The 26,447-nt window shown below is 38.0% G+C and carries 18 protein-coding genes; 4 read left to right on the top strand and 14 right to left on the bottom strand.

Going from position 1 to position 26,447, the window contains the following annotated elements; all coding sequences use genetic code 11:
* Positions 1-43 precede the first annotated feature (43 nt).
* The 14 genes from OQX63_RS06185 to OQX63_RS06120 all read right to left on the bottom strand — a co-directional run bounded on the left by OQX63_RS06185 (position 44) and on the right by OQX63_RS06120 (position 22,228).
* Positions 44-1,879 carry a glycoside hydrolase family 35 protein gene (locus tag OQX63_RS06185; RefSeq protein WP_265850019.1) on the bottom strand — a complete coding sequence of 612 codons (1,836 nt, stop codon included), beginning with the start codon at positions 1,877-1,879 and terminating at the stop codon, positions 44-46.
* Between the two features lie 108 nt (positions 1,880-1,987).
* The gene (locus OQX63_RS06180; RefSeq protein WP_265850018.1) at positions 1,988-3,109 is read right to left on the bottom strand and encodes a glycoside hydrolase family 43 protein; all 1,122 of its coding nucleotides are present in this window, start codon (positions 3,107-3,109) and stop codon (positions 1,988-1,990) included.
* 59 nt (positions 3,110-3,168) lie between these two features.
* Positions 3,169-4,416 carry a DUF2264 domain-containing protein gene (locus OQX63_RS06175; protein WP_265850017.1) on the bottom strand — a complete coding sequence of 416 codons (1,248 nt, stop codon included), beginning with the start codon at positions 4,414-4,416 and terminating at the stop codon, positions 3,169-3,171.
* Positions 4,417-4,430: 14 nt separating this feature from the next.
* Entirely contained in the window at positions 4,431-5,564 is a 1,134-nt protein-coding gene (locus OQX63_RS06170) for a glycoside hydrolase family 88 protein (RefSeq protein ID WP_265850016.1), read from the bottom strand.
* The gene (locus tag OQX63_RS06165) at positions 5,564-7,669 is read right to left on the bottom strand and encodes a family 43 glycosylhydrolase (RefSeq protein ID WP_265850015.1); all 2,106 of its coding nucleotides are present in this window, start codon (positions 7,667-7,669) and stop codon (positions 5,564-5,566) included. Before OQX63_RS06165 ends, OQX63_RS06170 begins: the two co-directional genes overlap by 1 nt.
* An 84-nt stretch (positions 7,670-7,753) precedes the next feature.
* Positions 7,754-9,076: a BNR repeat-containing protein gene (locus tag OQX63_RS06160; RefSeq protein WP_265850014.1), complete on the bottom strand. Its 1,323-nt coding sequence runs from the start codon at positions 9,074-9,076 to the stop codon at positions 7,754-7,756.
* A gap of 145 nt (positions 9,077-9,221) precedes the next feature.
* A complete protein-coding gene (locus tag OQX63_RS06155; RefSeq protein ID WP_265850013.1) occupies positions 9,222-13,217 on the bottom strand; it encodes a hybrid sensor histidine kinase/response regulator transcription factor in 3,996 nt (1,331 codons plus the stop codon).
* Between the two features lie 243 nt (positions 13,218-13,460).
* Positions 13,461-13,742: a SelT/SelW/SelH family protein gene (locus tag OQX63_RS06150; RefSeq protein ID WP_265850012.1), complete on the bottom strand. Its 282-nt coding sequence runs from the start codon at positions 13,740-13,742 to the stop codon at positions 13,461-13,463.
* 46 nt (positions 13,743-13,788) lie between these two features.
* Complete coding sequence (locus OQX63_RS06145; protein WP_265850011.1) at positions 13,789-16,215, bottom strand: hypothetical protein; 2,427 nt, start codon at positions 16,213-16,215, stop codon at positions 13,789-13,791.
* A gap of 149 nt (positions 16,216-16,364) precedes the next feature.
* The gene (locus tag OQX63_RS06140) at positions 16,365-16,655 is read right to left on the bottom strand and encodes a hypothetical protein (protein WP_265850010.1); all 291 of its coding nucleotides are present in this window, start codon (positions 16,653-16,655) and stop codon (positions 16,365-16,367) included.
* The gene (locus tag OQX63_RS06135; RefSeq protein WP_265850009.1) at positions 16,643-17,644 is read right to left on the bottom strand and encodes a hypothetical protein; all 1,002 of its coding nucleotides are present in this window, start codon (positions 17,642-17,644) and stop codon (positions 16,643-16,645) included. The genes OQX63_RS06140 and OQX63_RS06135 overlap by 13 nt, the downstream gene beginning before the upstream one ends.
* A gap of 5 nt (positions 17,645-17,649) precedes the next feature.
* Positions 17,650-18,012 (bottom strand): hypothetical protein, encoded by a 363-nt coding sequence (locus tag OQX63_RS06130; protein ID WP_205058820.1) that lies wholly within the window; start codon positions 18,010-18,012, stop codon positions 17,650-17,652.
* Positions 18,013-18,784: 772 nt separating this feature from the next.
* Positions 18,785-19,873 carry a PepSY-associated TM helix domain-containing protein gene (locus OQX63_RS06125; RefSeq protein ID WP_265850008.1) on the bottom strand — a complete coding sequence of 363 codons (1,089 nt, stop codon included), beginning with the start codon at positions 19,871-19,873 and terminating at the stop codon, positions 18,785-18,787.
* 3 nt (positions 19,874-19,876) lie between these two features.
* Complete coding sequence (locus tag OQX63_RS06120; RefSeq protein WP_265850007.1) at positions 19,877-22,228, bottom strand: TonB-dependent receptor; 2,352 nt, start codon at positions 22,226-22,228, stop codon at positions 19,877-19,879.
* 162 nt (positions 22,229-22,390) lie between these two features.
* Between OQX63_RS06120 and OQX63_RS06115 the strand changes: the two genes are divergently transcribed.
* The 4 genes from OQX63_RS06115 to OQX63_RS06100 all read left to right on the top strand — a co-directional run bounded on the left by OQX63_RS06115 (position 22,391) and on the right by OQX63_RS06100 (position 26,142).
* Positions 22,391-23,179 (top strand): SDR family NAD(P)-dependent oxidoreductase, encoded by a 789-nt coding sequence (locus OQX63_RS06115; protein WP_265850006.1) that lies wholly within the window; start codon positions 22,391-22,393, stop codon positions 23,177-23,179.
* An 841-nt stretch (positions 23,180-24,020) separates the two neighbouring features.
* A complete protein-coding gene (locus tag OQX63_RS06110) occupies positions 24,021-24,827 on the top strand; it encodes a phytanoyl-CoA dioxygenase family protein (protein WP_265850005.1) in 807 nt (268 codons plus the stop codon).
* 158 nt (positions 24,828-24,985) lie between these two features.
* Complete coding sequence (locus OQX63_RS06105) at positions 24,986-25,675, top strand: CDP-alcohol phosphatidyltransferase family protein (protein ID WP_265850004.1); 690 nt, start codon at positions 24,986-24,988, stop codon at positions 25,673-25,675.
* Positions 25,675-26,142 (top strand): GtrA family protein, encoded by a 468-nt coding sequence (locus OQX63_RS06100; RefSeq protein WP_265850003.1) that lies wholly within the window; start codon positions 25,675-25,677, stop codon positions 26,140-26,142. Before OQX63_RS06105 ends, OQX63_RS06100 begins: the two co-directional genes overlap by 1 nt.
* The last annotated feature ends 305 nt before the right edge of the window (positions 26,143-26,447 follow it).

The following is a 26,447-nucleotide window of genomic DNA, read 5'->3' as shown; positions in this document are numbered from 1 at the left end:
TAAAATTTAGCTTTTTAACCCCTATTTGGAAAATCTTAAACGTTTAGTCTAAGTTTAAAATTTTTATTTTATTTAAAATAGGTTGATCTATTGCCTTTAAAATATTCTGATCAGGTTTAATCAATTCTAAAACAGAAATCTCATTTTTTCCTTTTTTTAACCACTCTTGTGGGATATAAAGTGTTTGTTGTGGACCAATTGCCCAGTACTTCCCTAAGTTGTGTCCGTTAATCCAAACTACTCCTTTTCCCCAATCGGTCATATCTAGATAAGTATCGGCCACAGCTGAAAGCTGAAAGGAACCTTTCTGCAATGTTGGCCCATTTCCATTGGTTTTTGATGAACCAGTAATGGTAAGGCGATCGTTGCCAAAAGGAAAACCATACATAGACCAGTTTTTAACTTCGGCACCATCAAAAGTTACCTGTTCGGTAATTCCTTTTTTGTTTTCGAGTAAATACTTTCCAAAATTTATCCTTCCCATATTCTCTACAAAAATATCAAGCTGTACGTCGCCTGCCGGAAGATCTAGTGATAAGGTATTCTGGTTTAGCCTACGGTCTAAAATACCTGCTCTTTTTTGATTGATAAAAACGAGGGCATAATCGCGCAATTGTTTAAGCTGTAGTGCTCCTTTTTTACCTCCCTGAATGGTGGTGCGGTACAATACGTAACCATAATCCTGATTCAGATCTTCGAAAGTTAAAGGTGTACTATTTTTCAACGCTTTAGGCAGGGCATTAAATAATGCTACTTTAGTCTTCAATTTAAAAGGAGCAATGGCCATGCTAGGCTTTGCAACTGGAATTGATGGTAAACTTTGCCCTGCAGGAAGGTGTTTTTCGATCACGGTTCTAAATGCTTTGAATTTTTCGGTTACATTTCCGGCTTCGTTTAATGGTGCATCATAATCATAACTACTGGTTTGTGGCTCGTAGGGCGAAGTATCCTTATAGTTGGCACCATTCATAAAATCGCGGGTAGTGCCGCCATGGAACATATACATATTAATCGAAATACCTGCTGTTAAAACAGAGTCTAACTTTTGGGTATATTGTTCGGCTGGAACGGTGTGGTGAGGAGTTCCCCACCAATCGAACCATGCAGGGTACCATTCAGCAATAAAATATGGGCCCTTGGCACCATGATTTTCATCTACCAACTGCCTTATTTTTGCTGGATTATCGATTCCGTTTAGTGCAGGCAGTAATCCATCCAAATGCCCATTTTTTACATCTGCTGCAGGATCGCAGGTATAAAGCAGTCCATCAAAACCTGCTTCTATAAACATTTTACGGTTGATATCTAAATAGTTTTTATCAGCAGCATAAGAACCATATTCGTTCTCTACCTGCACCATAATGATGTTCCCACCGTGGTTAATTTGCAATGGTGCAAGCTGTTTTCCTATTTCAACAATATATTTCTTATACTCATCTAAATATTGTTGTTCGGTACTTCTTACCACAAGGCCTTTTTCGGTTTGCAACCAATAAGGGTAGCCGCCAAACTCCCATTCTGCACAAACGTAAGGACTTGGTCTCAAAATAACCCATAAGCCTTCTTCCTGAGCAATTTTTACAAATTCAGCAATGTTATTATTGCCCGAAAAATCGAATTTCCCTTTTTGCGGTCCGTGCAAATTCCAGAAAACATAGGTACCAATAGTATTTAACCCCATGGCTTTGGCCATTTTCATACGTGCACGCCAGGCTTCTTTTGGTACACGTGGATAGTGCATCTCACCAGATATAATCTGAAAAGGTTTTCCATCCAATAAAAAGTCTGTTTCTCCAAGCTTAAACGTATGTTTAACTTGCTGGCCAAAAGCCGATAAAGAGAAACATAGCGCCACCAGCCACAGTAATGTTACTTTCATTTTTTTTAAGGTTTTTTTTGAGATGACCGATTTTTGGGCAAAACAATCCCACTTTGCGTATTTCTACGCAATCCGATCATCGAGGTATATAAAAAATTTGTTTTTTCTTTACTTTTTAAACACGCTCAGATCCCATTCATCTGCCCAGCTTATCGAAATTTTATCGTTCTCAAATTTAATCGGCAACCATAAATAACGGCCGTCGATTGCATTTTTGGGTGCCCATTTATCTGCCATAAAAATAAATTCTCCCTTTTTACCAGGTACAGGCAACACATGCGTACTCTGCCCACCAAAGGTGATCTTTGCGCCTTCGCCCTGGCAAGGATTCCCCATGTATGTCCACGGACCCCAGATATTGCTTGCTTTAAACCATCTTGCGGCATTTGGTGCCCAGCCTGTACAGCCTGAACCAACCATATAATAGGTCCCATTTTTCTTGAATAAAGCTGGTGCTTCAGTTTGCTTACCAACATAAATTCTGATAAATTTCCCGGTATGGCCTAAATAATCGGGTGTTAGCTCGGCTAGCTGCAATGTCAGATTCTCTTCTGAAGAAAATACATGATAAGCTTTACCATCGTCATCTACGAAAACGGTCATATCTCTGGCCATTTGTCCACCAGGTAAATCCCTACAGAAAAATCCATCACTTTCATTTGCTGGTTGCTGGCAGTTTATCATATCTTTTTCGGCTGTGCCTGCAGCATAAAAAGGCATTTTACCAGGGTTTGGACGATAACTTTTGATAAAAGTATATGGCCCCGTTGGGCGATCGGCAACAGCTACTCCTGATCTGGCTGCTGCATAACCTTTGCCTAAAAGTTCAAGGTGAAACCACATGACAAACTTTTTAGTTTTCTTATTATATACCACTTTTGGCCTTTCGAGGATGCACCCTTTGGCAATATCACTCGTTAAATCGTTGGAAACCGGTAATGCAATTCCTTCATCTTTCCAGTTGTATAAATCTTTTGATGAATAGCAATGCACCCCCACCTGTGCCGTATTGCCTATTTCTCCTTCAATTTTATGTTCACCAAACCAATAATAAATGCCCTTATATTCGACAATACCACCACCATGGGCATTAATGTGTACGCCTTTATTATCTTTCCAGATTTTACCGGGGGTAAAAGAAGTATAGGTTTGCTGCGCAGAGACATAACTGCTTAAGCCCAAACTGAGGGCGATAAATCCTATAACAAAACTGATTCTCTTATTCATCATTTTAATCAACTAATTTTTAATATTATAAAGAGGGTATTTACCTGTATCAAATTCGATGTTTATTTTAAACTGGCACTATGATCGTTCTCAAAATTCTCACCGCTCCAGATCTTTTGAGCACTCCATTGCGCTGCCGGATTAGCCCAAAAAGGATCTGATGCGGGTAAACCTAATGGCAAGAAAATATTTGATGCGATGTACGGGCTTCCCTGATTATTATAAAAATCGCCAAGGTTGGGCTGATCGCCATATAAACCTATTGTTAACCAACCGTTTTTATAGGTTGAAGGGCTCTCTAAAGTTTTTCTGATGACTGCCGTTAAAGCGCAACGTACCTGTGCAGGACTTAACTGTTTGGGCAATGCTTTCCTTAAGGCCATATCAGCCAGGTGATGAAATGCAGCACCGCGGTAAATGATGGAGCGGCCGGTAGCCGGATAAGTACCATCGGTATTAATTAATCTTTCCTGAATGATGGCATAACGTTCATTACGCTTTTTAATCTTATCGAACATTTCTTTATAACCATCCGTTTTAGCACCAATAATATTGGCCAGAGTAGCCAGATAGGGATGTATAACATAACTATTGTAATAATCGAAGGCGAATGATGTTCCATCGGTATACATACCGTCACCGGTGTACCATTGTTCCATTTGTTGCAACGCGTAATCAACACGCATAGGGTCCCAACTGTAACCGAACTTAGCCAGAAAAGCCTCGTTCATTGCTGAGAACAGTAACCAGTTAGAAAAAACAGGCTTAAATCTTCTGGTCGTTACAATAGATTGCATCATGAGCTCCTGGTTTTTCTTATCCAGGTTTTCCCATAGCCATGGTGCACGGACTAAAGCAAGCGCTATGTAGGAAGCATCAACCAGTTGTTGCCCACCAATATCGAAGTTCATAAAATCTTTAGCATTAGAATCCAATGCATTTTTTAATCCTTTAATGGCCCACTCGCGGTATTGCTTCCTTAAAGACACCTCTTCTACCGAGCCTCCTTCTAATTGTAACCATGGTGCAATACCACTTAAAACCCTACCTAAAACCTCCACATATTGTACTTTAATGCGGTGTTCTTTATTATCAATATGTACAGATGTAATCTTAGGCATGGCAATCCTCAAACTATCATTAGCCAAATTATATAATACAGGTTTCACCATCTTATCCATTTGCTGCAGCCAAAACTGTCTGTCAGAAACAGCTGTGCTTTTGGTATTTTTGTTTTTCTTTTGTGCAAAAACAATCCCACAAGTCCAAATGACTAATAAACCTGTAACTAAAATATTTTTAAGTTTCATTCTCCCTGTAAAAATTAATGTTTGTTTGATAAATAGCGGTACATTTCGCTTCCTGCCAACAAAAATGCCCCTACACCGAAATTTGCGGTAGAATTAATATCAACCACCTGACCAGGAATGGCTTTTTCTCCAATCGGTTGGACATAACCCAGTTTACCGTTAGGCTGTAATGCGGTTTTAGTTAAATAGGTAAATGCTTTTTGTGCTATCGGTAAATAGTTTTTTTCTTTTAAATAACCATTGTTTATCCCCCACAACAAACCATAGGTAAAAAATGCTGTTCCACTGGTTTCAGGTCCAGGGGCATGTTGCGCATCGAGGATACTTCTTGTCCAATAGCCACCTGTCTGCTGGCTTTTGGCAATTGCTCTGGCCATATTACGGTACTTGGTTAAGTATTTGTTTCGGTGCGGATCTGTTAGTGGCAGATCTTTAAGCACTTTTGCCAAACCTGCAAATACCCACCCATCTCCTCTTGCCCAAAAGTCTTTTTTACCATTGGCAGTTTTATGTTTTGGGTATACGTATTTAGCATCCCGGTAATAAAGCTTTTCCTTTTTATCGTACATGATGCTATTGGCATACATAAAATATTCGTAGAGTTTATTCAGATATTGTTGATCGCCAGTTACTTTATAAAGTTTGGTCATTACCGGCATTACCATGTACAAACCATCGGCCCACCACCAGTAATCGTTATTGGGTGTACTCATTTCGTACTGCATAACTTCTTTCGCCCTGGCAATTTTATATTCTTCGGGTTTTAAATGATATAAATCGATATAGGTTTGAAAGCAGATCTGCCAATCACCAAACAATACATGGTCATCTGTTTCTCCATATTTATATTTCCAATTGGATTTATCGGTCGATTTTGCGCCCATCCATTTGTTATATTCGGCCCAATCTTCTGAATATTTTCGGTATGCTTCATTTTTGGTAACCTCGTAGGCCTCCATGTTTCCGGTATGGTAAGCCGCATGATCCCAAAAGGCCCTTACTTCGGGTTTGTTGTTCTGTTGCCAATAAGCATTGGCACGGTTAATCATTTCAAGAACTTCTTCTTTTGACAGCTGGTTTTGGGCATTTACGACCCCACTGATCAGGAAAAAGAGCAAAAAAAATGCTTTATGTAATTTCAGATTCATTAATGTATGGGTTTAATGCCGCTAACAGTTGGTTTCACGGGTTTAATGGTTCCATCAGCATTAAATTCCATTTTATCGATACACACTTCACGGTTGTAACCGGCAGCATCGCCCATTGAAATTCCCTTTGGACGTGTAAAACGGTGATAAACCATATACCATTCGTCTTTGCCATTCACTTTGATTACACTGTTATGCCCCGTGCCGTAAATCTTTTGAGCAACATCTTTTGCCAAAATCAGGTTATTTTCAGGGATTGTCATTTTTCCTGTAGGCGAGTCAGAAAAACCATATCTTACCCTGTAGTTTTCGCTTCGGGTATCATCTTCAGACCATAAAAAGTAATATTTCCCATTTCTATAAAATACTTCTGTACCTTCTCTGAAGCTATTATCAGGGGTAATAATTTTAATTGCATTGGTATCAATCGAAATCATATCATCATTTAATGGTGCAACAGCCATGTAGCCATTTCCCCAGTACAAATAACTTTTATTGGTTTTAGGATCATTAAATACATCCGGATCAATCTCCTGTCCGCCTTTAACGCCCTTTGGTCTGCTTGCAATCAAAGCCTTTCCACTATCCTTAAACGGGCCAGCCGGATGATCTGCAACCGCAACGCCAACCTTCTGCGCAGCCGAGAAATAATAGAAATACTTATACACTCCATTTACTTTCTTTTCGATGATGGTAGGTGCCCAGGCATTTTTTTTTGCCCATGATACATCTTTTTCGAGGTCTAATATTTTGCCTTCATCTTTCCAGTTAACCAGATCGGTTGAGGAAAAACATTTAAAATAAGTGCCACTCCAATTGTTAAAGCCGTCACTGGTTGGATAGAGATAATATTTGGCAGTTTTATTGGAATATAAAATTTCAGGATCGGCATAATAACCTTTTAATACCGGATTATTTGCTACGACAACATTTACTGCATAGGTTTTAGCCTGCTGACCAGAAATAGTGATCTTAATTTTCACCGGGCCTTTAGAAAAATCCAGTTTGCCTTTCGGCATCAGGCTGATCTGGTTAAAGGTATTAAATTGTGGATCAAAAGCCTTTAGATCTGTGCCATAATTAACAGGTAGATAAAGTTTCTGGGTTACACTATCAAGAACGATGTTATTTTTGTTTATGGCCTTATTGTATGGGGTCTGCAGAACAGACTCAACAGTATACCACTGTTTAAGCAACCGGTTTAACTCTTGTTGATTAATTGGTAAAATAGTTCCATGCCTGGGATGAAAATCCATGGTAACATCCTGATCTACTACCTTAAAATTGGCCAGATCTTTACTTTTGGTAAACTGGTAACGGCCTTTCATATAAACATCGTACATCAGGATGTACTCATCACTATGGTTCAGCTTAAAAACACCTGCACCCTCTACAGCTTCCTTTGTTTGTTGAAGGTATTTATCCGCTAACACATAACCTTCTGTTAGTTTAGTGGAAACTGCTTTTTTAATACCATTGCCATTCCCTTCTGTTTTAAAAAAAAGGTTGTATTTTCCTTTATCGTAAATAATATCCCCATCAATACAAGAGCCATTGGTTGGACTAAAAAAGAGCTGCTTTGGCGAGGTTTCCAGGTCGGTAAAATCAGCATTTGCATAAGCATAATAAATTTTATCGGGGTCATTGCCATGTTTCATCGACCAATACACCATATATTTTTTAGTCGTTTTGTCGTAAATGGTCTGCGGTGCCCAAACGCGGAGCAGATTTTCGTTATTTGGAAAACGTTTTTGAATATTAACAACTGCAGATGTCCAATGGATTAGATCAGTCGATTTCAACAATACCATCGCCCTGTTCGAATTCCAGCCATTGGCCGAAACCATATCAGTAGCTACCATGTAAAAGGTTTTGCCATCTTCACCGCGCAAAATGTGTGGATCGCGAACGCCACCAGTGCTACTGATCTTCTCTGAAGAAATGACTGGATTATTGTTATTTAAAGCTTTATAGTGATAACCATCGGTACTTACCGCAAAACGAATGGCTTCTTCTGCTTTCGAATTCCCGGTGAAATAGGTAAATAAATAAGCTACATTTTCTTTTGATCCAGGTTGGTTAGCGGCCTTTTTAGGTTGTGCCATGATTTTGCATGATAAAAATATCAGCAATAAAAGAATACTATATTTTGTGGTCGAATACTTCATTTCTTGTATTATTATATTATTTTATTTTATTGGTTTCCAATCCAGTACCTGCACTTGTGTTGGCAAATGGTCTGCTTTTCCCTCGCCATCTATTTGGGTAACATTTTGCAGAAATAGGCTTAATATCCCTTTTGTTTTCCAAAGTTCGGTGTCATAAGTAGGTTCCCAATCGCCCATGCCAGTTTGAGTAAGGTCTTTAATAATCCATTTTTCTGACCCAAGATAATTATTTATAGCGATAGATACCTTATTTTGGCGTTCGGCATCTCTAAACAATAAACCTGCGACATCACGTTTCCCCTTAGACCAAACGATAATCTGCGGTCGCGAAATCGGAATCTGCTTGGTACCAGTGCCACTTAGGCTAAACGTTGTTTTACGAAAATTCAGGTTACTTACACTCCAGTTGCTATTGGTTTTAAAAACGAGATGATACTGAGGTCCTTTTTCATCCGCTCCGCGCCAATAGCCAGCAATAAATACCTTACCTTTTGCATCGGCATACATCGATGTTTGATTAATCAGCTCACTTTTTTGCGGAATTTTTACAGTATATTCTGCATTTGTTGCCGTAATGGGAAGTGTATATTTTTCACCGGTAGATTTTAACCAGGTAATACCGCCATCGGTTGATTTAGCATAACATAAATCGTGGTTGCTGGCTACATCCGGGCTTTCGCGCCAAACCCATGATAAATGGATGGTTCCAGCCTGATCTACTGCTACCTGCCAATAGGCATTTCGCTGTCCTTCGCCATCAATCATCCCATCCTGTACGCGTGTCCACTTTTTAGTTGCCAAGCTATAGCGGTTAATCATTAAATTTCCGTTTCCAGAACCACCATCACGGTAAAAAAACAAAAGATCGCCATTAGCTAACTTATAAAACTCCGGATAACTGATTTTATTTTCCTTTTCAGCGAGCATTTCTTCTTTATTTCCTAACGTTAGCGAACCTGCTGAAGCAGATCTGGCGTAATTTAACTTATTGTTATGCTGCCCCCAGGCCATGTGGAGAAAACCATCGCCATCTACCATAATACTAATCGATTTATGAGCATCGGTGGCATCGCCTTTATAAGGTGTAGTAGTTACTTCCCAGCGGGCGGAGCCGATTTTACGTTTAGCCAATACCACGTTTTGTTCGTGATCATAATAAGCTGCATACTGGTTATCCTTAAAGCTGATTAGCGAATTTTTACGAAAAATAACTGTATTTACCGAGTTGTTTGCCCAGCCATTACGGGCAACAGTACTCAATTGTGTTTCTTGCGCAGCCCCCATCATACTGCTGCTGATGAACGCATAAATTAGAAATATACTTTTAATAAAGGGCTGATACATTATACAAGGTTACGTTGCTCGGTTTCTTCTCATTTGGTAAAGCCCGAAGTACCGAATTTTTTAAGTTTTACACAGGGGGCTAAATCATATTTTGCAGGGGGCGTTTTAAGCTAAACACCCTTTAAAGTATAAAATAGCGTAACTTTTATGTTGTTCCATTGATATTATAATATTTATGAAAACTTTTCCTATGTTTCTTTATAAATTCTGATGGCGTTAATTTAAACAGCTTTTGAAACTGCTCTCTAAAATACTTACTATCATTTATGCCAACCCTAAAGGCAGCTTCGTTAATATTTAAATTGGTATTAATTAACAACTCGGCAGCCTTTCTTAATCTGATGAAGCGAATAAAACCATTTATGGATTGGCCTGAAGTTGCTTTGATCTTTTTGTAGAGATTTGAATGACTCATTCCAATATCAGATGCCAGGGTTTTTACATTGAAGCTATCTTCCATTAAATTTTCTTCGATAATTGTGATGCACTTTTGAAGAAAGCCCTTATCTTCTTGTGAAACTTTATGTGCATCACTTTTTAAAGTTATTTCATTATAAAAGTAAGACTGAAGGTTGGTCCTGTTTTTAATAATACTTTTAATTTTAGCCGTAAAAAGCTCTTTATCAAATGGTTTACCAATAAAATCGTAGGCACCCACTTCAATTCCTTTAAGTTTTACTTCAGGACTAGGATCGCCGGTAAGGAGAATTACCGGAATGTGGCTTAGGGCCGAATCTTCTTTAATTGCCTTACAAAGTTCAATACCGTTAAGGCCATCCATATTTACGTCAGATATCACAATGTCTGGCAAATATTCTTTACAAATTTTTAATCCTTCTACACCGTCAACGGCCTTATAAATTTTAAAGTTATCCTGAAAAATCTGCTTGATGTAATCTATAATTTCAGGGTTATCATCAACAACCAAAATAGAGTGCAGATCTGAGATAAGCAATTCGAGGTTGCCTACGTTCTCAGACTCACTATTTTCTGCTTCTTCCTCTTGTGCAATAAGTTCATTTACATAGGTTAATTCGTTTTGCAAAACACCGCTGTGTTGTAAACATGGCTCTCCAACCGGAATATCGATTAAAAATATAGTACCCAACCCCTGATTGGAGCGGAAGGAAATTTTACCCTTATGCAATTCTACAAAGTTTTTGGCCAGATAAAGGCCGATACCAAAACCCATTTTTAATGACTCGTTAGAAATGACCTTATAAAATTTATCGAATAACTTTTCACCCACATGCTCTGGTATGCCCGGACCGCTATCGCTCACTTCAATCTGCACACGCATACCAAGGGTTTTAACACTAAATTTCACAAAACCGCCCTTCGGAGTAAATTTAAGTGCATTAGAGAGTAAATTAAAAAAAACGATTTCGAGTTTGTCTTTATCTGCATATATATCCAGATCCTCTTCTTCGCACTCAAATATATACTCGATGTGATTCTGCTTTGCCAGATAATTAAAGCAGAGGAAAATCTCATTTGTAAATTTATATAGGTTGATCCTTACAATTTTCAAGGTATCATTTTCACTTTCCGTTTTTCTAAACAGCAATAACTGATCTACCAAGCTTAATAAACGCCTCGAATTGCGATAAACTACACTTAAATCGTTCTTTTCCGGTCCTGATTCTTTTTTATTGATAATATCTTTAATCGGATTAACGATTAAGGTTAAAGGTGTTCTTAGCTCATGTGAAATATTGGTAAAGAAATTTAGCTTTTTCTCATTCAGATCTTTCTCCCGCTCCATTTTAAAATTGGTAAGCGCTATTTCATGTTTTAATCTTATCTGCCGATTGCGATAGGTTTGAAAAACATAAAACAGGGAAGCTCCAATAATAAGGTAAATACTAAATGCCCACCAGGTACGATACCAAGGTGGTAAGATCCGAATCAGTACGATCTTTTCATTATTACTCCAGGCACCTTCGGTATCGGTACTTTTAATGTGCAGTTTATATTCGCCCTCACCTAACCTGGAATAATAAGCTGTACTCAATTTATTTACATAACTCCAATCTCTATCCCAGCCCTCCAGGTAATAGGCATAAGAAATCTGGTCCTGAAAAGAGAATTCTATGGCCGCATAATCAACAGAAATCACCGCAACACTGTACGGAACTTCTATACGTTTTAAATTAACGATAGAAATATCATTATAGGCCGAATCCTCATCTAGTGAAATATTATTAATCCTAAAATCTGTCAACACTATTTTAGGTACCCTTCTATTTTTCTTGATGTTATCAGGAGAAAACATGGTAAAACCGCCAATTCCACCAAACAATAAATCGCCGTTGGTAAGCTTTAATGCGGCATTATAGTTAAACTGATTGCTCTGTAAACCATCAGTAGCATAATAGTTTTTAAAGTTATGCTGTTTAATATCAAATTTAGATAAGCCATTATAGGTACTACACCATAAGTTGCCTTGTTTATCCTGAAGAATGTTGAGCACCGAATTGCCAGGCAATCCATCACGCTGGATATAGCGTTTAATCTTTTTTGTTTCCGGATCAAAAAGCAATAAACCGCCACCTTCTGTGCCAATCCAGATCTGATGATTCAATCCTTCCTGAATGGCCCTGATGGCATAATTGATCTTCGTGTAACGATGTTTTTTGTTTATCGTATCGATTTCAATCAGTTCGGTATAGTTTCCTGCCCAAAGCCTGCCTTTCGAATCCTGGAATAAGGTGTGAATATCCTTTAATTTATGATCGAAAAGCTCGAATTTATCAATCTCTTTATTGTAACGGTATAGTGCGCCACCTTTTGTGGTACCTACCCAAATATTCTGCTGCTTGTCTTGGTAAAGCTTCCAAATGTTAATATCATCAAGGCCAGTAAAAGTATTATAACAGCTGTAATGCATAAATTTGCCTGTTTTTTTATTAAAGCGGTCTATCCCTCCACTAAAACTGGCTACCCAAACATTGTGGTTTGCATCGCTTAAAATACTGGTTACAAAATTACTGGTTAGTGAATTTGGATCCTTGTTTTTAGCATAATTGGTAAATGTATTTTGCTTTCGGTTCCAAACACTTAAACCACCACCATCTGTCCCGATCCATATGTTTTTGTCCTCATCTTCACAAAAAGACAGCACGAAGTTGTTAATTAATGAATTTCTATCTAATGGATCATTTTTAATTGTGGTAAACTGTTCACTTTCAGGATCAATGACGTTAACTCCACCACGTAAGGTTGCAATCCACTTTCTAGATTCTCCGTCTTCGTAAACCTGAGCGACAGAATTGCTGCTGAGTAAGCCTTTTTCTTTTCCGGCAGTTAGGTAATCTATTTTTTGATTATTTGTGTCGTAAATATTAATTCCTCCGCCATCAGTCGAAATCCAGAGTTTTTGTTTTCCATCCAACAACAACCCCATAATATTTTCATTACTTAAATGCTGGTTAAACCTGGTAAGGCTTCCCTTGCCTTTTTCAAATTGAAAGAGTCCATGTTCTGTTCCAATCCAAAGCATCTGGTCAATGCCTTTTGTAATACAAGTTACCGTGCGTACGGCATTGGTTACTAAACGGAGTATATTTTTATCATGATCATATCTACACAGTCCAACGTCTTTTATAAAAAGCCAGAGGGTTTGATCTTTATCAATATATAAAGCTTTTACCGTAAAATCGAAATTTTTACCAAGTGGGATCCGCTTTGCTGTGCCACTATTCTTTTCGAGCATAAAAAGCCCTTTTTCTTCTGTAGCTACATATACACCTGAATCCTGACTTATGGCAATAGAGTTAATGGCATAATTTAACTCATTTTTTTTCCCCTTATCCTGATAAACCAATTGATGAAACTTGGAATCTGCATAATCATAATATGAAACTCCCTTTTGTGTACCCACCCATACCCTGTTTCTCCCATCTCCGGTGAGTACAGTTATATGGTTATTTACCAATGAATGTTGATCTCCCCATACATTTCTAAAAACTTTAAAATGATAGCCATCATAACGGTTTAATCCGTCATAGGTACCCATCCACATAAAACCATAATGATCTAGATACAAGGAATTTACCACATTGTTAGACAGGCCGCTTTCTACCCCAAGATATTTAAGGGGAATAGTTGACGACTGAGCAAAACAAACACTTGCAGCCATCCAAAGAATAAGTATGAAGCAGGCCGTTTTTTTTTGTAAAAAGAGCATAAAGAAAAAAGTACTGTGGTAATATTTGGTATGGAACGAATATACATATTTTCTTAACACTCCATAAGCTGCTATGATTTAGGATTAAATAGCTTAATGTGAAAGATTTCTAAGACATAGCTGCATTAAGGCAGGCATAGTATTTTTCGATAATCAGATAATAATGGGCAATTTTCATAGATCTATAGTTTTAAATCACTTCACATCAGAATGTCCGAGATCTTTTGTGGGATTCACTTCATCACGAATAAGTTGTTTTAATTCTTTAATTTCAGGGAAACGTTGCGCCTGTTTTCGATCAAAAATTAGTTTCGCGCCAACATACACGGTAAAAACACCAGATGTTTCACTTGGAATTAAGGTTACGCCCTTTACCTCATCTACAAAAGTGGTTAAAATTTCTTGAGCCATGTAGGCGGAACGTAACATCCAGCCACATTTAGGGCAATACGTTATACTAACAAGCGGTTTTTCCATTTCGTTTTTTTACAAGGGTACAAAAAATAGAACAACAACTAAATAACTATTTAACTACTTTATTTTGAGGGAAATTTAAATGATGTATGCGTAATTTGTTAATTATACCTGTTTCGGAAGTATTGTTTAACTTATCTTCTATATCGCTTGTGATATTATTCATACTCTGTGCTGATAAAACCCAGTTCATCGGTACATTTTTTTCTTCAGGTGTTAAGGGTTCGTCAATAGGACAAACATCACTATTTTCGTTTAAAAACTGCTTTAGCCGGAATCTGCTAATTTTACTATTTCCCGATCTTGTATGGGTTAATGCATTTAAAATTTCGATAAACTCATTACCAAATCTGATATTGGGTGCATCTTTATCTTCTTCGCTAAAAAGCAGCGTAATTACTATCGGCGTAATCTGATTAAAGTATGGTGATTTACTTTTTAATAGTTGAAGTACTTCTAACATGGAAGCACTGCCTGTATTTTCAACATACCCCCCATCAAGATAATGCAAACGGGGATTGCCATTTAAACCACCAACTTTTGCAGCCGGAGAAAACAAAGGAAAACGGGTGCTAAAATTTATTGCGGTACTGTAATTTAGATCATTTACCTTTTCTGCTAATAAATCACGCTGATTTTTTAAGGCCAGACTATCGGGTGTAAGATTGCTCATCCAGCATTGTAATCCTGTTTCAACCTCTGTGGTATTAATGATGAACAATGGTTGAGTCGGCTTTATTTTTCCAGAAGCAAAACTTCTGGAAAATACATTCTCTTGATTGTTGTCGGTTAACGATTGATAGGATTGTTCCCAAGATTTCTCAAGGGCAATTGATCTATCGAATAACTTAATATGTATGGGTAAAAACAAGTTCAGGAAATCACCGAAAAGCATTTTACCAATTATTGGCGATAGTGTATCGTCCTGAAAAAACTTTTTTGATAACGCTACCGATACGTTGGATGGGAGCTGAGTATTATTTTCGAAAGTTAAAGCATTATACAAACCTAAACCAACAGCACCACCTGATACGCCAGACATGGCGAATATTGATCTTTTAAAATCAATATTTTGTTCTTTTTCCAATTTTGCACTTAAACTGGATAAGAATAAACTGGTATATGCCCCCGTACGTAGCGCACCGCCTTCGGCACAAATAAAAACAACAGGATATTTTTTTAGCCGGTTTCCGTTATCTTTTTGCTTATCAATATTCGCTTTGTAGTGAATAAACCAGCTGTTAAAATGATCGACAACGGTTTCACGTGCATTGGTTTTATGATCTGTCATCCGTACAGGATGATCCTGATTATAGAAAGAGCAGATGATCAGAATAATGACCAATAGAAAACGGACAGAAATTTTCCATTTTCTTAGCAGAGATTTATCCAAATAAAGGAGTCCGGTATATATACCTGTATAACATGCAAAAGCAAAACAGATTAAGGCTGGAGCTCCAATCCATGAAAACACAGGCCACCATCCAGGAATAAATGCTATTAATAGGAATAATAGAAATGAAACTCCAGCAAATAGTTTAATCTGGCGATGTAAGCCGTTATAAAATGATGCAGGAATCTGATAGGTCCATTTATAGAGCTCACCTCTTCCTTTTAATAATTTCTCTCTCTCAATCAGGTTAAATTCAGCAGGTACGATACGTGCTTCAATCAGTACTTTTGGATTTTGAGGAAAGCCTTCTGTAAAATCTCTGGTTGATTTTGTAAAATAATCTGAAAAATGCTGCAATTCTTCTTTGTAGCCTTTTTGGAAACTGGATGCTTTTGGCAAAGTATAAATAAAATCCTGATAGATGCCATATAGTTTCCGCAGGTATTTCTGTTCCCGGTCTGGCAAAGAGCGTTCTCCCAACTTTGTTTTCAGATAAACACCGGCGCTTGCTTTACCAGATTTGCGAAAATATTGGTTGGACAAAAAAGACATTAACCAATAAATCAGGATAAAGCAAATACCAAAACATATAAACCTTGGTGCTTTATCCATATAAGTGGCGCTGAGCATGCACCAAAACATACTCACAAAAACAATAAATGATGGCCACAACAAAAAAGCTGCAGCCAGTAATTTTTGAACAGTTTTCCGCCAGGCCACCCGATCATCACTCAGGTTTTTACCGGAATTATCAGAGATATAAATCGCATAACGTACGCTAATTTCTGATACCATGCTCCAGGCTGCAATACCCAATAGTAAAAAAAAGAGGGGCCAAAAGTTAAAGGCAGATAAGTTCTCTACCACGAGCAAAAGTGTATCCCTCCCCTGTGGTAATAACAGAAAGATAAACCCAATTAAAAATGCAGGCAAAATAACAAAACCAATGCTAGCAGCTACCGAAATAAAATCGTGAACCAATGTTCTTACCATTAAACGTTTAAAGCTGAAACGGATTTCGAAAATTCCTTTTTCGAAGGCGGGAACAAAACTGCCGAGAACGGCATTGATGTAGCTTTTCATGTATCGTTTATCTGTTTTTAAAAGATTAAAATGTCATTATGTTGATCTAACTGATAAATAATAATTTATCAATCATAATAATAAGTTAAGCAATTATCATTTGGCAATTTGCAATAAAAATGAATTAATGGCTAATGAACCAACAAACCCTACCTATTCGTACCGATACCAAACAATACTGTTAATGCTGCCACCAGGTTTCCGTTTTTGGTTACTGTTCCGTCGAAATTGCGGCCAAAAGAGAAGATGATTTTTTGATTGTCTGATAAGGCATAATCGGCATTTGCCACTACCCTCCACGAAGGTTTTACGGTAGCTGATGATAAAATGCTCCGGTAAAGCGCCTCTGCACCTCCACCGAATTTATTCTTTGTAAAAACAAATCGCAGCCCCGTATCGAAGGTAGAAATGTTACCGATGTTGTTTTTTAGATTATCCAATGCAAATATTTCATCCGGGTTGTAAAGGTAACGGGCCAGCCCCAAATAGAACTGCCATTGGCCCAGTTGTAACCAAAGGTTGTCCATACACCTGAGTTGAATATTTTAGAATTATCAAACCGCTTCTCCCTAAACTCGGTACTTAAACCACCGGCAATATCAACCGATAAACCTTCGCGGTTACCCGTAAAAGTTTTGGCTTCTTCCTGCAGATCGGCTTCCAGTTTCGAATGCTCTGTTTCTATTTCGCGTTTAAAAACTGTATCAAGTGCACTTTTTTTTAATTCATTCTTATAAAATTCGCCGGAGGGATCTTCCATCATTTTAAATGCCTGTTCTTGCTTTTCCGAAACACTTAAATTTTCAAGTTTCTTTATCGAATCCAGCAAGAAAATGTTTCTATCACTAAATTTACTGTAAGCCGGCGATTTACGTTTCTTTTCCAGACCGCTTTTATAATTCATGAGAAGTGCAGCCTGTTTTTCGTGAATCGATTCGAGTTTCAGCTTGGTTTCATCGTCATATTTAGGCCTAATTATGGAAAACTTTAATCCTAGTGCCCCATACGTACTGGTTGGTTTAAAGTTATTAAAAGCCGAATCGGGATTGCGCAAGGCTAGCGATACCACAAAACTCTGCCTTAAATAATCTTTGAATTTAGTAGATTGTAAACCGTTTTTACCTGTGGTACTAAAATCTGCCCCTTTATTCCGGAACAGGTAAAAGGGTGCAATATCTATCGCATAACTGGAAGGAAGTTTGGTATAAGATGAAGTAGCTGACTGTAGCGAAAGCATAAAATCGCTTAAATCAGTCGGTTTTTCGATATCTGATACGGCGAAACCCAATAGTGCCGAAGCAGGCGAACTGGGTGCTTTAAGCAGGTCGAATTTAACCTGTTTAATCTCTTTATCGTCGTTTTTAGCTGCTTGTTGTGCGAAGGCTGTAGTACCAAATATGCTGAGGGCAATTAATAGGAGATATTTCATAAGCGTTAAAATTGATAAAAAGTGATTTCTGCGGTATACACTGTAGAGGCACCGGGCTGTACTTCTTCTTCCATTTTATAACCCTTGGTTACAAAACCGCCTTCTAACAGCACGTATAAATCGGTGTGGTTATGATTTGGTGAAGTATCGGTAACCACGGTAATGATGTTTAGTTTTTTAAGGTGCAGGTTATCATTCTGCCCGATTACCTTTTGGTGCAGGTCGCCGGGATAATCTTTTAAAACCATGTCTTCATTAAGGGTAATCAAACTCGTGCCGGTTTGCTCAATGCCACCAATAATGAGGCTTAATTTAATTTCTTCCGAACTTCTGTTCAGAATATAGGTTTTTACAATATCGGTACTCATGGTAAGGGCTTATTTAGATTTAATGATCAGGCATTTAGCTTACTGCAAATTAACAAACCTAAGTTACATTATTGTTAACGTTGGTGAAATACCTAGTAACGGGGATTTTATAAAAATTGGGAGCTTGCAGTGGCCCCAAATTGTTTAATATATACTCAATAATCTGCTTAATTAATGAGCGTTAATGTTTAAAGTAATTTCAGTACCAATAGGTTACAGATGCTTCGTACCTCAGCATAGAATGTTTTTAATATGAAATTTAGCCACCTCGTATCCGTAAAAATATCTTAAAAATCAAAAAGACCGCGGCAATGGCGGTCTTTTAAAATCTTGTGGCTTTTATTCTCACACGCGACACGCGTGCGCCAGCGAGGGGGGAAGCTGGCTATTTGAAATTTAACTTAACACAGTAATACATCCATTCTTCGTGTACTTTGAGGCCATATGAAGCCGGTGAGCTTATCGTTTCTTCTGCCTGTCGGGCCTGAAAATAATATAAAAAACAAAAATTCCTGCCAACAAAAAAACTATGCCTAAAATTAAATTTGCTCTATCATCCATGCCAGAGTAACACCAGCTGGATCAAATAGTTCTGGTTAATAAACAAGAGATGGATTATTCCTGCAATAAGGAAGATGATGTCCATTTCAAATATTAGTGAAAGGAATAACTAATCAGATTAATAAAAGACAATTTTCTGTCATCATGATCAAAAAATACCGGACCGAAAATCTTGAGTTTAACCGGAGTTGAAGCAGTATTGTAGCTGTAGTTATTTCCCTTTTCGCTTTTTTCTTTTTTGCCACCAGATCATAAAACCTGTTACAGGCAGGCTCGCAGCAACCAATGCCGCTACAAGCGAAAGAATTTTATTTGGAAGACCAAATAGCCTACCTGTATGCAGATCATAATTGGTGGCCTCTATTAAATCGGCTCCGTTATAATCTTTGTACAGTTTGGCCCTGATCATGCTACCGGTAGTTGCCTCATAAAAAAAAGTATTCTGCTTACGTGTCCAACGGTAAGGATAAATCATTCTTAAACGTAGTTCGCCTTTACCCCTAAGCGAAAAACTAGTGGAAATAGCACCAGGATATTTGATTTTGGCTTCGGTGTAAATTTTATTGTAACGTAAAGGTAAGGGGTCAATGTGGGTCGGTTTGGCCGAAACGATAGCTTTGCCCTGCCCCAATTTACTCCCGGTGAAAAAGCTGGCCGCATTTTTTACTTCTTTAAAGGCAAAGTACAGACCACTCAAGGCGGTAATCAATAACACAAACGATGCATAAAAACCCAATACGTTGTGTAAATCATAATTCAACCGCTTAAATGATGCTTTTCTTTTAATGGTGAGCGATTGTTTTAACAGCCGCATTTGGCCAGGAAACCAAAGAATCAGTCCGGTGATCAGCATCAGTACAAAAATAACCACCGACCATTCTATGATGAACTTCCCGGTTTTACCTAGCAATAGAGAAGTATGGAGATGTTCTACCACCTGGAGCCAATCTTCGCCACCTTTTTTAACTAAAGTGGCATCGTAAGGGTTAAAATAGTAAACCTTACCCTTTTTACTGGTCAGTTCTACCGTTGCATTGGGCAAGGCATCTTCAATTCTGATCAGCCTTAATTCATCTTTAGGCGAAAGTTTCTCGAATCCTGAAATCACTTGATCCAAACCTATAAAAGGCTTCTCCTGAAGCCGAACATAGCGGAAATCTTTTTGTGTAAAATCCCTGATCTCTTCTTCAAAGATATACAGCGCACCGGTAATACTGATGATAAATACCACCAGGCCAGTTGCCAGGCCGAGCCAGAGGTGAATGTTCCTGATGGTATTTTTAAATTTCCTGTTCCTCATTGCTTAAAAAGCGTAACCCAGCGATAAGTTAAACCGACGCCCGTTACCACGTACATAGTTTACATTACTGCCATAAAACTGGGAAATAGCTGGATAATAAACTTTATTCAGCAAATTTTCTACCCCTAACGATAATTTTAGGGGCTGTGAAACCTGGTATACTGCTGCAACGTTAAATAAGTTGAAAGCTTTTACCGGTCCCTCTCCAATTAAATATTTACCCGCAGCGTTAGTTTTAAAACGGTCGCGATTTCCTACACGCATCCAATTTACGTCCAAACTTAAGTTTTTAATGCCTGAATATTTCAAATAAACAGTAGTTTTTGATGGTGGGATACGCGTTGTGTTCAAATACACATCTTTCTCTCCGTTAAAATTACCATCATTGTCTACATCTCCTTTTCCTTCTACCTGCGCATAATTACCACCGATGCTCAACTCTTTTAGTAGTTGATAATCAGCCTGGATTTCAAATCCATATACACGCTCAGGGATACGTTGAGAAATATAGGTACCATTTACCTCTAAAAGATTGGCACCCAGTTTAGAGGTACTGTAATAGTAGGCCGCACTAAAATTCAGTTTATCTATACTGCTGCTAAACCCTGCTTCATAATTGTTTACGATAATGGGTTTGGTTTCTAATTGCGATAAGGTATTACTTTTTGCCGCTCTTAATACCCTACCTAATTCAAATACCGAGAACGACTGTGCATAACTGATAAAAGGGTTAAAAAACTTGAATTTCGAATAACGTGCACCGGCATTAAACACTAAAGCATTATAGTTTAATTTGCCACCCTGTACCGCTATACTTCCCGCACCGTTTGCACCGGTAGCCAGGGTGTTAAAATCGTCTACATCGATGTTGATATTTTCTACCCTTAAACCTCCTTTTATGGTTAAATCATTAATTAAAGTTGCTGAGGCCTGTAAATAAGGCGCAAAGTTTACCATGTTCATATTCGGCACCCATAAACGCCCATCAGTTAAGCTTTGAGCAGTTTTATCGTTCATTAAATCCAAACCATAGTTCAATTGCATCGGTACCTGAGCTGTTAAATTAAACGGTGTGTTCAGGTTTACCCTTGCCCCCTTTTTGGTAGAGGTAATAGCCGACTGTCCGCCGCCGAAAAATGAGGCGGAGTTAGAATAAATGGTATAAAAATCCTGATAATATACGTTAGCGGTTAAATCAGTTTTACCAAAAATCTGTTGATTAGTATATTGTAAATTGGCATTATGGTTAAATCTTGTGCCTTCCTCTTCACCCAATCTCGTACCATAAATGCCTATAGCCGGCGACTGACCGTAAACACCTTCTTTGGTGATGTATTTAGAGTGTTGTCTGGAGCTGAAGTAATTATACATGACCTGCAAACGCTGCTTTGGCGTAAAGGTATAGCCTAACTTTACAAAGCCATTGTAAGACCTGGTTTCGCCTAAACCATATTCGGGTGAAATGACCAGGCCTTCAGCATCGCGGAAAACACCAGTTTTTTCGAACATCCCACTTACCAGGTAATCAAATTTACCTGTTTTACCATAAAGCTGTTGCGAAAAACGGTAACCAATGGTGCTATCGCCTTTTAAGTTTCCTGTAATTCCGGCTTGAGAATAACCTCCAAATGATTTTCCCTGGTCGGCCTTTTTGGTAATATAGTTGATTAATCCACCTTCTGCACCATTACCGTAAATGGCAGTTGCACCTTTAATCACTTCAACACGCTCAATAACTGATGGATCTATACTGCGGATATCCCTACCTCCTGCTCTTAAAGGAGTAGATTGTGGAATGCCATCAATTAAAACCAAAACATTTCTGCCACGCAAAGTCTGACCGGAATTACCGGTTTGATTGGTTGAAAAACCTAATCCAGGCACGCTATATGAAAGTATATTAGCTAAATTCGGACTAATGGCTGATTGTGTATTCAATTCTTTAGCGGTAAGCACCGTTACTGATGATGGCGTTTGCGATAATGATTCTGGCCTTCTGCTTGCCGAAACAATTACATCATTTAGCCCTTCTGCCTGTTCTTTTAAAACAAATGTTACCGAAATGGTATCATTTGCAGTAACAGACACCACCTGTTCAAACAGATTGTAACCCGTAACCGAAACCTTAATCTGCTGATTACCAACAGGAACAACATTTAATTTAAATGCACCTGTTTTATCAGAAGTGGTTTTAAGGTTTTGTTTTTTAATCTGTATATTGGCGAAAGGAATACCATTGCCCAATGAGTCTACAACTTTTCCACTAATAGTTCCTTTCTCTGCTTGTGCAAATAAGGTAATTGTAAAAAGCATAATAAGTGCTGTGGCAAAAAATCTTTGATATAAATGTCTCATGCTGATCTGAAAATTTCGGCAAAGCTAACATTATTTAGACTCGTTAAAAATAATAACTTGAAAAAGTTCTTGAATTGATGTTGAATTATTCATCTTTTTAAAATAAATAAGGCATAAGATTTATTTTATTTGATATTTGCGGTAAACCGTTTGAGCAAAAAGATGTTGGGAACAAAGATTACATATGCCATGATCACCGGAGCCAGCAAAGGCATTGGCAAATCGATGGCCATTGCACTGGCCAGAAGAAAAATCAACTTATTGCTTATTGCCCGTTCGGCAGACGAATTGAATACTTTACAAACAAACATTAAAAACCAATATGGGGTTGAAGCGCATAGCTTGGCGATCGATCTTAGCCATGTTGAAGCGCCCAAAGCAGTATTAAACTGGATAACAGCAAATAATTATGCCGTTAATATCCTGATTAACAACGCTGGTTATGGATTGTGGGGCAAATTTGCAGAGCTGGATTTAAGTGCCCAGTTAGAAATGTGTCAATTAAATATGACCACGGTAACCGCATTATGCCATTTGCTGGTCCCGGTTTTATCAGCACAGAAAAAGGCGTACATACTCAACGTTTGCAGTACCGCAGCTTACCAGGCTGTACCCACTCTGGCCATTTATTCGGCAACTAAAGCCTTTATTTTATCTTTTACCAGAGCATTAAGATTCGAACTTAAGGATGGTCCGGTTTCAGTAAGTTGTTTGAGTCCTGGTCCTGTTGATACGGGTTTTGCACACCGTGCCGGACTGGATGCTTTTAGTAAAATGGCAGAAAAATTTAATATGAAACCCGATGAAGTGGCCGAAATTGCCATTAAAGGATTGTTCGCCGGGAAAGCTGAAATTATTCCAGGTTTTACCAATATCATCAGTGTATATGCCAATAGGATTTTGCCGAAGGGATTTATCGAAAAAATGGCCGCAGGGATTTATAAAACTTAGTTCCATGTGTAGTCAGATGTTTCCATCTGACTGATCGTATACCTCATTCCCTAAATCATCCTAGTTAATGTATGAATGTCGGATGGTAACATCCAACACCACGGATATGATATCAAAATTGATTTGGAAATGAACAGTTCTGTGTGCTTGGCATTTTTAGTCCCGCATTCCATTACAAGTCCGCACTCGTTCCTCGCTTACGGGCTTTCCATTACATTCGGGTTTAGGAACAAAGGTTTGTGCACTATGCAACCCTAAAAATGAAATACTGTTTAGGCCATTTAGCCCCGGGTGCAGCGATACCCTGCAGCAACGAGGTACGAGGAAGCGAAGCGTAAAAGCGAAAAACGGGAACAAAGTACCCTATTACTACTACAATTGCGCTCCAATACAGTAATAAGAGATCTATTTTAATTTAATAACAGATCTGATTGTCAGCTAGTAACACCTCAGGGTTGTGCAGTCAGATGTTACCATCTGACTGACCGTATATCTCATTTCATGAATTACTATTTTCGACATATGAGTGTCGGATGGTAACATCCAACACCACGGATAAAATTAAAATAAAACAGCTACAGTAGCCTTTATTTGTACACCTCTTCTCTACCGCAACTCCTTTCCGAAAAAATTATTTTAAAATATTTGAAATAAAATTCTCCGGAATATTAAAAATATGTTACGTTTGTATTAAATACTACAAATTCTATAGATTATGTATAATAAAACAAAATTGTTTTATTTCACTTCAGTACCGAACCACTCGCCAATGCGAATGTGCTGTTGCTGCGCATAATTCTGATTCCAATTTATCTTTTTCTTAAACTTTAAATTTCGACACATGGAAACATCGTATCCTACCTTTACCCTATCTGAACGTTTAACATCAGAACAGCTTGATTTTTTTAACATACATGGGTTTATCCATTTCAAAAATTTCATTAAGACCGAAACGGTTTCATCGATTATTGATGCTTCTAAACAAGTAGAACAAAAATGGATACAGGAAGATGTTAAAAAAATAAACGGCGTGCCAATTAAATACGGAAAAGATCTTGATGGTTCAGCAATTGTACAACGTTTTGCTTTTATTAGTCAACAGCATCAAACCTTAAGCGGACTGTTATTAGACCCACGTTTTAATGCCCTGCTGCAATTGGCCGGTGATGGTGCACGCCTGGGCACAGAAGAAAAAGACGGCATGGTATTTAACCATTACATCAATGGTCCTGAAAGCAAATTCAGCAAAATGGGCTGGCACACGGATGGTTTAAGGGATATTTTTTATGGTGCTAAACTAAACCCAATGCTCAATGTAGGCATTCACCTGAGTACCTTAAAACCTGAAAATGGCGGATTAAAAATAATTCCCGGTACACACAAACAAAGTATTTACCAGATGCTTTTCCGCAAAAAATACTTTCTGGATAATAAACCAGATGCTGAAGAAGTATCGATATTGCCTGAAGCTGGTGATTTAACCATTCATGACGGACGGCTTTGGCACCGGGTGGCAGAATCTTCTATTCGTGGAGAGGAAAGTAGGAGACGCGTAATTTACGTACCCATCATCGCAGGTAAGTATGCCCCAAAAATTGAGAATAGTCCAACAGTATTTTACCAGCGCTTCGCCGGAATTGTAAAATAAATTTATGTTATTTGCCCTATTGTTTACTTACCTGGTCAGATCGGGGAAGCTAAAAAGAATAACTGATTATTCTAAAGGTATTCCAAAGAAAATCAGTTTAAAATTTTACCGACCGGAAACGGCCATTCTATTTGGCGTAATTTTGGTGGGCACTTAAATTGGAGGCTATTATTAAACTAAAAAAAGACCATTTAGCTGGCAAAAGGGTATTTGCAGACCGCGAGAGGACAAATATTTTAAGAAAAGGCGAACAAGCACTGATCTTATTTTTGCTTCAAAGGGTTCCTAAATGGATCACGCCTAATATGATGACAGGGATTGGCATGATTGGATCGCTGATTGTGTTTTTAAGCTTTATTTTGGCAAGTTTTTATGCAAAAAGTTATTTGCTGATCGGAATTTTAGGTTTTATGATCAACTGGCTTGGCGATTCGCTTGATGGCCGGTTGGCGTACTTTCGTAAAATCCCCCGTAAGTGGTATGGCTTTGCACTTGATATTGTGATGGATTGGCTCAGCATTATCCTGATCGGTTTGGGCTATTATTATTACGCCGATGGTGGCACACAGATTTTCGCATTTCTTTTTGTGGTATTATACGGTTGGTCTATGATTATTTCCCAACTGCGTTATAAAATTACCGGCTTTTACCAAATCGATTCCGGCTATTTAGGTCCAACAGAATTACGCGTAATTATTTCGCTTATTTTAATTGCCGAAACCTTATTTACAGGTGCCATTACTTATTTCGCAATTGCTATGGTGTTGCTATTATTGGTTATCAATATTATCGATACGTTTAAACTTTTGAAAGCGGGCGACGCTAAAGACAAGGAGGAGAAAATATAATGACCTGGGCGTCTGTTAAACTTTTTCTCAAAGCGCAGCTATCGGCTTTTTCTGGTGGTGTTACCGACTATGGATTAATGATACTACTAACGGAATGGCTGCATATCCACTTTACCATTTCTATTTTAATTTCAGGCACGCTTGGTGGGATCGTTAACTTTTGTATTAACCGTTTTTGGGCTTTTAAGAGTAACGATGGCTATTGCAGTTCTACAAGCGGACAGCTAATCCGATTTTTTATCGTGGTTTTGGGAAGTATCTCATTAAAATCAGCAGGTACCTATTTATTGCACAGTAGCCTCAATTTAGATTATAAACTTGGCAGGCTTTTAATTGATAGTATAGTTTCTTACGGTTTTAATTATCCCTTAATGAAATACTGGGTATTTAAAATCAATAAATTGAGCAATTCTGAAGCTGATGAAGAAGATTATTTTGAAAGGCTTGGCGAAGAACAAAGGGCTTAATGCCTCTGCTTACAAGCTTTTTGCAACAAATCCGTTTAACCAATCAAACGTTTGCGCTTTGTTTGTTAAATAAAGATATTTTTAGGGATAATTTATGTTAAAGTCAATGTAAATTATAAGAATTTAAGGAAATAATTGTTTTCCAAAAATCGTCATTGCGAAGCCAATTCTTCATTGGATGAAGCAATCTTTATAGCAAGAATATAAGTATGAGAGATTGCTTCGTCGTGCCTTCTCGCAATGACGATTTTTCTATAGAGATCTTTCAATGCTTAAAGTTAGTTTTCAATAGAAAACATTTAGAA

Origin of the sequence: Pedobacter sp. PF22-3, assembly GCF_026239555.1 — a bacterium.
Taxonomy (GTDB): domain Bacteria; phylum Bacteroidota; class Bacteroidia; order Sphingobacteriales; family Sphingobacteriaceae; genus Pedobacter.
The sequence above is the reverse complement of the archived record's forward strand: the minus strand, read 5'-3'. Positions and strand labels throughout refer to the sequence as shown.